This is a genomic window from Bradyrhizobium sp. 160, from assembly GCF_023073735.1.
Lineage (GTDB): Bacteria > Pseudomonadota > Alphaproteobacteria > Rhizobiales > Xanthobacteraceae > Bradyrhizobium.
This window is the reverse complement of sequence record NZ_JADPKD010000003.1, coordinates 1-11,708: the sequence shown is the minus strand read 5'-3', so window position 1 is coordinate 11,708 and position 11,708 is coordinate 1. Positions and strand designations below refer to the sequence as shown.

Here is an 11,708-nt window from a genome sequence, read left to right as displayed (position 1 = left end):
TCGTTCCAAAGCAGGCAGCGCAACAGACCAATCTGTAGGGGGTCAATTTTGGACGCCGATCCCCCTGCTTAGGGGGTCAATATTGCAGGCCGAATGACACCTTGACCAGGTCGTCGCGTTCTCGCCGAAGCAGATCGAGCTTTCGAGCGACTTCGGTGTCCTTCTCAGCGAGCTGCTTCTGGAATCTCTCCCGGGTTTCTTCTATGAGCGGCGCGGCCAGTGACTGCGTCAGCCGAATAGGATGATTGCAATTGGGGCAGTGAAGGATCGGGCCTTGTGTGGCGAGCGTGGTAGCCTTGAGGTTCATCGGATGTCCTGCGGTCGGTTGGAATCGTCGTTAGATAGGTGGAGCTTTTCGGTCAGTCGTAGCGTGGTAGCGGAGTTGCTTGACGTCCTTTTCGGCGTCGCCGCTTCGGGGTGTGCCGCCGGACGGCTCGCTTCTTTCTTCGCAAGACGAGATGGCGAAGATCCTGTCGTCCATGCCGCCAAGAAGCGGCGAGGGCGTGATGCCCGACACGTCGGAGCGTCTGCATGAGGAAATGCCGCGCCTCCGCCGAGCCGACGAGAGCGCTTCTGAGAAGGCATGTCATGAGTAGATCGCGATCCCCAGCCGATGAAGGACGTCGAGCAAGGAGGCTGACGATTTCCGACGAGGAGCCGGAGAGTGCGTCCCTCAGGTGATGCCTGACCAGCGCATAGCGGTTCAGCAGCAACACCACGACGCGAAGGTCGAGATCATCGAAGTCATCCGCGGCTAGTGTCCGCCACCAGTGGAGTGGGTCCGCGCTAGGCTTTACGATCGTGTGGGCGCGCGGCCGATGAGTCGAATGTCGCGTAGGATACGGCGAGACGTTCGTGGGGTCCCGGATCTCGTCCGTCATGCATCGACCTCTATTGTGAAGGACGGGTTGTAGCCCGCGACCTCGTCGGCATATCCGCAAGGATTCGAGATCAGCCGCGTGCGACCGCGGAAGAAGTCGACCGGGTAGTGGACGTGACCTGAGATCCAGTAATGGGGCTGGAAGCGATCTATCAGCTCATCGAGGCGCGATGCGAACGCCGCTGAGATCATCTCAGACCGGTTGGGCGGGGCAATGTGATCTAGAGTGGGCGCTGCATGGGTCATTGTGATCGTGGTGCCAGCATAATCCCGCGCGAGTTCGGCTTCGAGGAATACTCGGGAGCGCTGGTGCAGCAGACGCGCTTCAATCGGTCTGAAGCGCTTCCATGGATTGCGTTGCCACTTGATGCGCTTGTGATCACGCATCATCTCGGATGCGATCAGCATTGCCCCATCGCGCAGGTTCCTTCCGAGCAGATCGTAATCCGTCCACAGCGTGCAGCCCAGGATGCGCAAGCGGCCGAAGGTGGCTACGCCATCCTCCAGAAGATGAACGCCGAGCTCGCGGGCGCATTCGCGTCCTTCAGCCAGTTGATCGAAATAGGAGCCACCGTAAAATTCATGATTTCCGGCGCACGTCACGATTTCAACGTTCGGATAGGCAGCCCGCATTTCTCTGATGGCGCGCTGCAATCCCTCACACGTGTCACCGGCGATCAACACGATGTCGGTGCCCGAGACCAGCGGGGGGAAGCCGCGGGCGCCGGGATAGCCGATGTGCAGGTCGGATGAGATCTGAAGCTTAAGCTTCATCGTTCGTGGTCGCGCCGGAGGAGGGCAACGGGAATGGAACGACGCCCGTAGCTGCGCCGGGCTAGATAGATGTTGTATACCTTCCAGGATGTCGAAAGGCGGGCTCGTCTGCGCCACGGCAACGGCATTTGCTCCAGCCGGTTGGAGAGAACAAGAGCGGCACCTGGATTCACAAAAGCGCAGTTCAAGAGCGTGGTCATGACCAGGTCGACGTGTGGACCGATGCGAGCGGGGATCGTCATTCTAAGAGCCAGACTGCAGGCCGTGGCTGCGTCGCCCTCAATGGCGGACCTCAAGTCGCCCATAGTTGTCATGACGCCCCGAACACATGAGGCGACCTCATCCTGCAAGCACTGATCGAAAGTTTCGGCCGGCAGCGACCGCCAATACGTCAAGACGGCCGGCCAGCTTTCCTGTTCATCGTTTGAAACGGTCTTACTCATAAGCAATGCTCCATCGCTCGCGCGGAATGCCGCACGTTTGCCGCCGATGCGGCAGGTCATCGAGAGATTTCGAGTGCCGTTATGCCCAAGCGCCGACGAAGCAGCGCGCGAGCGACAGCCTCATCCGGGACGCGGTAGCGGTGGACCCGTCGGCGTTATGCGAGGGGCATGAGAAGGAACGAGGATGGCCGTTATCGAGCACGCTGGAGCCCACGAGCGAGCGCAATCCCCGCCGGTCCGGACCGCTGAAAGGCCGGCACCGCTGAGGGCGGCTATGTGGTGCTGTCGTTCTTCGAGGGCAGCACGAGGGTGTCCACCGGGCGGCGGATTGCGGCGGAATTCGCAGGCCGCATGAAATTGATTATCGAAAAGAGAAAAAGTGGGGCTACGGGACTTTGAGCCGACCATCAGAAAATCCCCGCCACCGGCATTGAACGGAGGACACGAGAGTCATTCATTCGCACCAAGCTCTCGCTGTGCACGACCCTGATGGAATAAGTTTGTCGCCTGATGGCTTCCATGGCGACGACAATGGAAGTCATCTCCATCTTCGAATGGTCGATCGGGCGGTCGCTGGGACTGCTGCCGCCGATGTATGGGTGACGTGGACCGCCGCCCGCGAGGGGCCGCGCTCGTAGGACAGCCAACGGGCTAGTCGCCGTATGGCTCACTGAGATTTTAGATTCCATGGGTTTGCTCCGAAGCGCATCTACGCGCGTATCAAACCGTGGGCCCGAAGTACGGCAAAAATGTGTTTTCGGTTACATTTATGTCCGGCGTCCAGCGGTTCGTCTACGAGGGTCAGCGTTGGCGAAAACGCGCCTCAAGAGCATCGCGCGGTTTTGCGCGGATGCAGGGCGTACCCAACGCCTTTCCATCGAGCAGTTTCGGATTCTTCATTGCCGCCTAGGCGAAAAGCTCGAAGAAGAATCCTTGGAAACGAATCCTTGAACTCTGGACAGCCCGTCGTCGGTACCTCATGGATGAGAGAGGACCCCAGACGGATGGCTGCACTTGGCTCGAGGCGAACTACGCCCGCTTCTTTCGCCGACTATGATCAGGCGCAGTCGCGAGATTGCCGGCATCAATCAGGCACGTCTGGCTTCGCTCGCAGGGATAACAAGAAAGACCGTGGTCGCTGTCGAGTCCGCGCTTCCCGAGAAACCGGACGCCAGGCGTCGCGCCGTGCTCGAGAAGATTAGATGGGTATTCGAGCACGGGTTCGAATTGGAGTTCACGTTTGCCGACCATGCAGAAGGTGAAGGAGTCCGGAAGAAGCCCAAGTCGATATAAGAGCTCTGCCCCCAAAACGAACGTCACTGCGGCTAGACGTTATGGTCAGCACTTGCAGCCCACCCACTGCGAGAACGAGGGTCACAGACGACGACTTCAAGGGCTCGAAGAGCGCGCCGCACCGATCGGAGCTTGAGCGTGACGTCAATCCGGATAGCGGCCGCCGGCTGCGAAATAGGCTTTCAGAAGCGCATCACTCCAATCTTTCATCGCAGCGGTCTTCTCCGGTATGCGCTGCGCCTGGAAGTACCATCGCTTTCCGGTCCGGCCGACGCGGTCGAGTTCGTCTCTCCGGTCACCGGCGATCTCGTGCCCGATCACCAACGAGGCAGTGCCGGGGGGCAGGTTGGTGTGATCGAGAATGAAATCGCCGAGCGTCGAGCGGATGATGTGCATCGAGAACGGCGGAATCCCGCGTAGCACGTCGCGATGATTGCCTTCGCGCAGGCCTCTCATGTTGCGCAGATGGTTCGCGAGAGCCGATCCGGAAACGGCGACGTCGCCAACGCTCACGACACGCGAGGCGAACACCCATTTGCTGTTGCGCTCGACTTTACATTTGCGCTCGGCGTCAGCCTTCTTCCAGTCGCGCATGCAGCAGTTGATGATGTGCAGGCCCAAGGGAGGGACCGGCAACGCGAAGGCGTCGTGGGTCTTCATGACTTCGGGCTGCCAAGTGGCCAATCCCCATCCGGGCTCGCCTTGTGGATCTTTGAATTCGACGTCCTCGAGAGCGATCCAAGTCCCGGAGCCGCGGCGATGCCCAGTCAGGGCGTCCCACCATAGGCCCCAGCGAACGGACGGCGAGACGCGCGCGTTCCCGACCCGCGAAGCGCAGAAACGTTCGTGCTCGGCCAGGAGCTTACCCAGGTGCTCCACCTTGAAGTTCTCCTTCTTCTTTCGGAGCGCGGCCTGTCTCTTGACCTTCTCCTTCACCTCCTTGTCGGTGCGCTGACGTTTCTCGGCGGCCAGCCACCAATGGCGCCCTGTGAGTCCACTTTCCTTCCGCTTGTACGTGGCGGCCCAGGTCAGCGCAGCCTGGCCGTAGGCGCGGAACTTGCGGTAGGCGGTGTATCCGCCCGTTTCCCTTGCGTGAAGCTTCGCCTGGACGTCCTCGAACCAGTCCTCGTTGAGGTCGACGAGCCGCTTCTTCTCGTGTTCCGCCACCTCTGGCCGCGCCAAGACGAGGCGCGCATCGTTCTGAGTGTCGGGCGAAGGATAGATGGGCTTACCGGATGCATCCTCGCGCATCTCGCCGAGATGCGTTTTGTACGCCTGGACGAGCTTTCCCCAGGTCCAGCCGGAAGGCTCTTCCGTGGTGCCGTCGCTCTGTGGTCGGCCGTTCAGCATTGCCCATTTGGTTCGGGCTTCCCTTTGGGCCTCCCGCAGACCAAGGAACTGGTTGTCAGCCGCAGAGCGGCGTCTCCGCGACTCCGGGATTCTGGCGGCTTTGGCGGCCGGGATCGCGGACCCGATCTTGACGGTTCGGGCGCGCGTCTTCACGAGCCAGGAAGCTGCATGCCCGCGGACCCGAAGTACCCAGTATGGCTGCTTGATGTCGCAATAGTCGATGATCTCCTTGGTTCCCTCAATCGCGAGTCGGATTGCGTCCTCGACGATATCGGCGCTCATCTCTACCCGACGGGTCGGCATGTTGCTTCTCCAAAACCGAAGATTTTGGTGGTACGTACCACATCGGTACCGTCGAAGTCCAAAGATCTTGTCGGCGGAAAGGTGGGTAGGAGCGGTTTTGCCTCATTTTTTAGAACTTTATGTGCCGAAACTGCCGTGCGAGCGCGCTAGACTACAAGAGGCGAGAGATCATAATCCTGGGGTCGGGGGTTCGAGTCCCTCCCCCGCTACCAGATCCAGCGTAAACCCTTGATGTCCCAAGTCTTGGCCGATCGACATTTCGACGCGAGGGATGTCTCATTGATAGATCCGGAACGGTCGCTCATCAATGTCAAGCTAGCGCAAAACGAGCGCTCAGATCCGGGTCGCACACGCCCGGCTTGTCGCTGCGAGGCACTACATCTGGCAAATGGGGATCGTGGGAGCTTGCTGATCCTTTGGTGTTGGCAGACGGTGCGTGGCGATCCAGCGGTCTAAGCAATATCAGCGATCTCGCCAGCGCATCCTGGCGCAAACTGTGCCGAAACATCGGCGTAGCCCTCTTCGACCTGCCTTGAGGCAACTGAGCGAGCCGCATCTCCATCCGCTCAGCACCTTCATCGTGCGACCGAGCTGAGGGACGCAGCGGTTCCCCCAAAGGGGGCGCCGTTCCCGAGCGGATGGCCTGTTCGAGCGAGAATCGGGGCGACTCAATGCATGAGCAACGGACGAGAATCTCCGTAATACCCCACGTCGTTTGAAGCGAAGTCCTGTGCACAGATGCCGATGCACCGCCTCAATCGACCCGTCGTGGCGTCATGACAGCCCCTTGGAGCTGCCGCGTAAACGTGCTCTGCCAAAGCCAGAATTCACACTCAAAATCAAAGCGTTGCTCCGATACCATCGCCTCACGGCCGCGTGATATTTGTGCAACATCGGCGCGAAAACGATCCACTTGAGGGCAAAACGGTGACGTCTTTCGTTGATTGATCAGGCCTCTTGGGCTCTTATCCAACCCGCGACGGAGGGGGGCATCCCGAGGTCGTCCCGTTCTAGGTGGTTCGCTTAAGTAGACCATCGTTACGAGGATGCGTTGATTTTCAACGTCTTTTCGCGGGTAGCTCAAATGGCTTTGTACGAGGATTTGTACGGGGCTTCAACTTGGAGGGTTAAAATGAAGTTCAAGGGCCTTTTGCTCGGTTCCGCGGCAGCTCTGCTCGCCGTTGGGGGAGCACAAGCGGCTGATCTTCCCGTAAAGGCCAAGGCGGTCGAATACGTGAAGATCTGCTCGCTCTACGGTGCGGGTTTCTACTACATCCCCGGCACTGACACCTGCATCAAGCTGGGTGGTTACCTGCGCGCTGAAGTCGCGCTGAACACAAATGCCGATTACAGCGGTCAGTTCACCGGCTCCGGTGGCGCGCACAACCGGCTGAGCAACTACTACACGATGCGTGCTCGTGAAGACCTTAACATCGACACGCGCACCGCGACCGAGTACGGCGTCGTCCGTACCTTCTTCGATGCCGTGTTCTCGTGGACGTCGGGTGGCTACACCGGCGCTGGTACTGGCCTGACAGGCGGTGCTACGGCCTACGACGCCGCCCCTGCAGGAACGGTTGGCAACGGCTCGGTCTCGGGTGGTGCGCTCGGCGTGTACTACGCCTTCATCCAGTTCGCCGGCTTCACCATGGGTAAGGCCGTGTCGCAGTTCGACGCGCCCTGGACTGGCTATCCCGGCAACAACTTTGACGCTCTCGTCGGCGGCGGCAACACGGTCACTGGTGTCAACCAGTTCACCTACACCGCTGACTTCGGTCAGGGCATCACGGCATCGTTCTCGGCGCAGGACCAGTCGGCCTACTATCAGGCGGGCAACATCAACCTTGGCGTCCCGGGCACGGTCCTTACGGCGGCAACTGGTACGGGTATCCTCGGCGGCGCCTATGGTCTCAACGACATCGGCGGCACGCGGTCGCCCGATCTGGTTGCGATGGTGCGTGTTGACCAGGCTTGGGGCCTGTTCCAGGCTTCGGTTGCCGCGCACGACAACCATGTTGGCTACTACGGTGCGTCCGAGGTGACGGGCCATCCGGACGACAAGTGGGGCTGGGCTGCTCAGCTGGCCTTGTCGATCAAGAACATCCCGACCGGCGCGGGTGACGTGATCAACGTTCAGGGTGTCTACACGGACGGCGCGACCCGCTACAACTTCCAGCCGACCGCCAACCCGGGAACTTGGTCCTCGTTTGGTAGCACTGGCTTGGCCGGCGCCTACCAGAGCATTGGCTTCGCCAGCGCTCCTGACACCGTGTTCGTGACCGGTGGGCAGCAGGAGAGCATCAAGACCTGGGGTGTGCGCGGTGCTTACACGCACAACTGGGATCCGTACTGGAACTCGGCCATTTACGGTGCTTACGCTCAGGTGAAATTCCCGGGCGGTGCGGCTGCAGCCGTTTGCGCAAACTTCTTCGCGCTCGTGGCGACCGCTGCCGGCACGACCTGTAACCCGGACTTCAACATCGCCCAGCTCGGCCTCATCACCCGCTGGACCCCGGTGAAGAACCTGACCTTCTCGGCGGACTTCAACTGGACCCATCTGGACCAGAAGTACTCGGGCGCTGTTGGCGTTCCCCTTCTGGCGACTGTGGCCAAGCCGGCGGCGACCTACGAGCTGAAGGATCAGGACAGCTTCACGCTGCTGCTCCGCGCCCAGCGCAACTGGTAAGTTTGGTCTAACGACCTGACCTCCAAAGGCCCTCGGCGGGAAACTGCCGGGGGTTCTTTCGTTGATGGTGACACTCCAGAGGGACCAATGGCGCGGGGACTGACGAGCGAGGCACTACGACCCGCTGCTTCTGAACAGATAAGCAGATTGGTTAGGTCTATAAGCGCTTCGCTTGGCGAGGTTCAGGCCACTTGGGCTGGCAAGCTCCAGCTGAGCGTTCCGCAATTGAACATGCTCCTCATCATCTCAGACGCGGATGACAAGGCCGGGATGTCCGTAAAATCGGTCGCGGAGTTGCTTGGGATCGAAAGTACGTATGTCACTGCCCAATCGAAAACCTTGGTCGGAAGAGGATTGCTACAGAAGCGAAACTCCCACACCGACAAGCGGATGATCTATCTCTCACTTACGCCAAAGGCTCGAAAGCAGCTTGAACAACTGGCTCAGACAAGGAATACGCTGGATACCTCGATCAAGCGCGAGTTCGGTGAAGTCGGCACATTAAGAACAATCGAATTACTGCAGGACCTACAAAATTGCCTTCTGCGCTGCCGTCTGAGATTGCGGCTCGAAGAGTAGAGCGTTAGCGGAAGTGTGGGCTGCCGTATTTAGTTTGAAGCCGCGCAGCACGGGACGGAATGCCAGTGAGGGTTGCATGGTCATATTTCCGTTTGGTTTCTACATCTTAGAGGGCGCTTCTCCCGTTTATGTCGGCAATAACTTGGAAGCGCAGAGGATCACGGTCGCCTGGATGGACGCGAACCCCGACAAGGTTTGCCTTCGCTCTGAGGCAGTTGGGCCTACGGAGCTTGCAACGAAATTCCTGGGCTGGGATGGAAGTGGTGGTTCCGCCGGGATGGGTCAGGCCCCGTTCTTGTTCGCAACTACCTGCAGCTGCGAGGGGAGGCCCCTTATGAAACGCCTCTACCGCGATTACGAAGCTGCGCTGGCTGGGCACACTGAGCTGATCGAACTTGCTAAGAGCAAACTGCATTGAACAGGCTGCTATTGAGCGGTCAGCGACCGTGAAAAAGCGGGCTTCAACGGTACATGCTACCCTCGTGCAGACCCTCGGCGCGCCCCTACGACACGACTTCAGGGAGATTGGCGCACTCCTCTGTTGTGAGAGCGTTCTTCCGGCATGAGTGTCTAAGAGGACGGCAGCTGACCTGTCTTGCTCGGCGCCTGCCTGGACCCGCAGGATACGAGGAGCATCAATGGCTGCCTGTGCTGACCTCTAGGGCTGCTTAGGCTTGCCAGCCAGCTCATCGACTGGTGATCCCTTAGGGTCTACCCGACTGAGACACGCGCCTGAGACACAAAGATTGTCTCAATGGCATCGAGCTTCTTCTTCCGACACGCTGTTGTCACAGCGTCTAAGCCCAATCGAGACAAGAGCGACCGGCGCGCGACTGGGAAGTCAGATCAGCTTACCGGAGCCGGGCGGCGGCCGCGACCTTTAGTCCGTGTTTTTTGAAGCCGCCCCCCTCGGCTTTGCAAAATGGGGCCCACCTCAAGAAAGGGGACCCGCGAAAAGGACTTCGAGGGAAGTCGCGGAATGTCCTTGTGTACTGTTCGTAATTCGGTCATTCTTCGGACAGTCACTGATCGCGCGTGCAGGAAATCATGGCCAAATCGCATCTCAAGCTTGTCAAGCCGTCCACCGTAAATCGAACAGTCACACCGAAGCGCCTTCCCAATGCCGACCTGCGTACCCGCGAGTACCTGACCGAGGCCGAGGTCGAGCGGCTGCTTGAGGCCACCAAGGGCAACCGATGGGGTCACCGCGACGGCACCATGATCCTCGTGGCATACCGCCATGGCCTGCGGGCGGCTGAACTGGCGGACCTTCGCTGGGATCAGATCGACTTCGCAACGGCCACCCTGCACGTCCGCAGGGTCAAGCAGGGCAGCCCGAGCACGCACCCGATCCTTGGGGACGAACTGCGGCGCCTGCGGCGGCTCCAGCGTGAGCAAGAGCCCAAGTCGCCCTTCGTGTTCACGTCGGAGCGCGGGGCGCCCTTCACTACGGCGGGCTTCGCGCGGATGGTCGAGCGTGCAGGCGCGCAGGCGGACCTCGGGTTCAAAGCCCACCCCCACATGCTGCGGCACGCCTGCGGGTTCGGGCTGGCCTCCAAGGGGCACGATACCCGAGCCCTTCAGGCTTACCTCGGCCACAAGAACATTCAGCACACCGTGCGATACACCGAGCTGTCCCCCTCGCGGTTCCGCAACTTCTGGCGTGATTGAGCGCCGGACCGCGACATATTGTTCATGTCCGATTGGAATAAGTTTATGACGAGATGACAATGTAACAAAGCGGGCCGGAAACGGGCCTCCGATGACGAAATCCCGGCCTCCGAGCGATTGACCCCCGAGACCGCTACGCCTCACGCTTCCGGTGAGACCCGGCTCATCGGGCGCTGCTTCAGTTTATGTCTATGCTCCGGCGCGAACGCATCAGGGAGAACGTAGAGTTCCCGAAGGTTGAGGTTTGCGTTCACACGGTGAGCTGACTATCTGGGTCACAGTCATCCCCAAGCGCAGCACGCAGGTTCACCTTGGCCCCACCTGGGCTAAAGAGGCCAACCTGCCATCAACAGAAGCGATGCGCCGACATACGGCAGCACGGAGAGTTCCTTGGACGTGAAATCAGAGCTACAAGCCCAACCCCTGCAACCCACGAGCCCCGAAGCCGACAAGAACGAGCAACAGAGCCTAAGCGCTCTCAAGCGCGACTTGCCCCTGCAAGGGTCAGACGAGTTTCACGAGCGTTGCGAGCGAGCCATGGAGGCCGTCTGTCGGAAATACGCCTACACGGCGCAGCACGGCGGGGTTGTTCTTCGGCGCAATCCGCTGAAGCTGGCTCCGCTCACCGACCATGTGTTCCACCGGATCAACAAGGCCGAACACGGCTTCCGTTACCGGGACAGCGGTGGCCGCGTGAAGGTCTGGTTTCCCACCTTGGAGAAGGTGTTGTCGCAGTACTTCGAGCCTGAGTATCACGAGGAGGCATACGACGGCGCGTTCGTGATTGCTGAGCGGGTGGAGTTCATGCCCGGCGAGCCCGAAATAGCGCACGACGACGACGGCTGCCGCGTGTTGAACCTGTGGAGACCTGCCCCATGGGTCGCCCAAGAGGACGCCGAGGAGCCCAAGGTGTTTCTGGAGCACTTGTCCTATCTCTTCGATAACGATGAGGCGGCGATCAATCACGTCCTCAATTTTCTGGCTCACCTCGTGCAGAAGCCGCATGAGCGCATCGGGCACGCCCTGTTGTTGACCAGCGAGGCCAAGGGCATCGGCAAGTCCACCTTAGGCACGGTGGTGCGGCGTCTGGTCGGTGAGCAGAACAGCCGGGTGGCCCAGACGAAGGACCTCAAAGGCTCGTTCGACGGATGGCTCGTGGGTAAACTCGTGGTCCAAGTGGACGAGGTCTACGAGGCGGGCAACTGGGACTTGGCCAACAAGCTGAAGCCTCTGATTACTGAGCCTACGGTGAGCGCGAACATCAAGTACGGGCCACAGATCGAAATCGACAACTACGCCCGTTTCATCATGTTCTCAAATCACAGCGCGCCCCTGAACATCGAGGAGGGTGACCGCCGCTACTTCGTGTTCAACAGCAAGGCACAGCCCCGCGAGGACGACTACTACGACCGCCTCTATCGCTACATCGGCACTGACGAGGCGATGAACGACATCTTCACGTTTCTGAAGAGCCGAGACCTCTCGGGGTTCAATCCGTTCCGTCGCCCGCCGATGACCGAGGCCAAACAGCAGGTCATTGCTGAGAGCGAACACCCACTGCGTACCTACATCATCGAGGCGGTGAAGAGCGGCCATTTTCACGACAATCTCGGGGACGAGTTCTCGTATGGTATCCATTCGGCGTAGGCCGCAGGGTTACCGCCTGAGCAGTCCAGGGTTGTCTTTATAGAACCTGATCAGCTCGATGAGGTTTTCGATTCCAAAGTCG

9 protein-coding genes are annotated in these 11,708 nt (G+C 60.0%); 5 read left to right on the top strand and 4 right to left on the bottom strand.

Annotated features, from left to right (window positions below; translation table 11 throughout):
* Window positions 1-76: 76 nt before the first annotated feature.
* From IVA98_RS00560 to IVA98_RS00545, 4 genes are all read right to left on the bottom strand, one after another.
* On the bottom strand, window positions 77-307 hold the full coding sequence (locus IVA98_RS00560; protein WP_247354169.1) for a hypothetical protein: 231 nt from the start codon (window positions 305-307) through the stop codon (window positions 77-79).
* Between the two features lie 570 nt (window positions 308-877).
* Window positions 878-1,654, bottom strand: coding sequence for a metallophosphoesterase (locus IVA98_RS00555; protein WP_247354168.1), 777 nt, complete (start codon window positions 1,652-1,654; stop codon window positions 878-880).
* Window positions 1,651-2,097: a hypothetical protein gene (locus tag IVA98_RS00550; RefSeq protein ID WP_247354167.1), complete on the bottom strand. Its 447-nt coding sequence runs from the start codon at window positions 2,095-2,097 to the stop codon at window positions 1,651-1,653. Before IVA98_RS00550 ends, IVA98_RS00555 begins: the two co-directional genes overlap by 4 nt.
* A 1,437-nt stretch (window positions 2,098-3,534) precedes the next feature.
* Complete coding sequence (locus IVA98_RS00545) at window positions 3,535-5,043, bottom strand: hypothetical protein (protein ID WP_247354166.1); 1,509 nt, start codon at window positions 5,041-5,043, stop codon at window positions 3,535-3,537.
* 1,132 nt (window positions 5,044-6,175) lie between these two features.
* Here IVA98_RS00545 and IVA98_RS00540 point away from each other — a divergent pair.
* From IVA98_RS00540 to IVA98_RS00520, 5 genes are all read left to right on the top strand, one after another.
* The gene (locus tag IVA98_RS00540; protein ID WP_247306947.1) at window positions 6,176-7,729 is read left to right on the top strand and encodes a porin; all 1,554 of its coding nucleotides are present in this window, start codon (window positions 6,176-6,178) and stop codon (window positions 7,727-7,729) included.
* 87 nt (window positions 7,730-7,816) lie between these two features.
* The gene (locus IVA98_RS00535) at window positions 7,817-8,308 is read left to right on the top strand and encodes a MarR family transcriptional regulator (RefSeq protein ID WP_256467141.1); all 492 of its coding nucleotides are present in this window, start codon (window positions 7,817-7,819) and stop codon (window positions 8,306-8,308) included.
* Window positions 8,309-8,384: 76 nt separating this feature from the next.
* Complete coding sequence (locus tag IVA98_RS00530; protein WP_247306959.1) at window positions 8,385-8,726, top strand: hypothetical protein; 342 nt, start codon at window positions 8,385-8,387, stop codon at window positions 8,724-8,726.
* Window positions 8,727-9,355: 629 nt separating this feature from the next.
* Complete coding sequence (locus IVA98_RS00525) at window positions 9,356-9,979, top strand: tyrosine-type recombinase/integrase (RefSeq protein WP_247354165.1); 624 nt, start codon at window positions 9,356-9,358, stop codon at window positions 9,977-9,979.
* 396 nt (window positions 9,980-10,375) lie between these two features.
* Window positions 10,376-11,626 carry a primase-helicase family protein gene (locus tag IVA98_RS00520; protein ID WP_247354170.1) on the top strand — a complete coding sequence of 417 codons (1,251 nt, stop codon included), beginning with the start codon at window positions 10,376-10,378 and terminating at the stop codon, window positions 11,624-11,626.
* Window positions 11,627-11,708 lie beyond the last annotated feature (82 nt).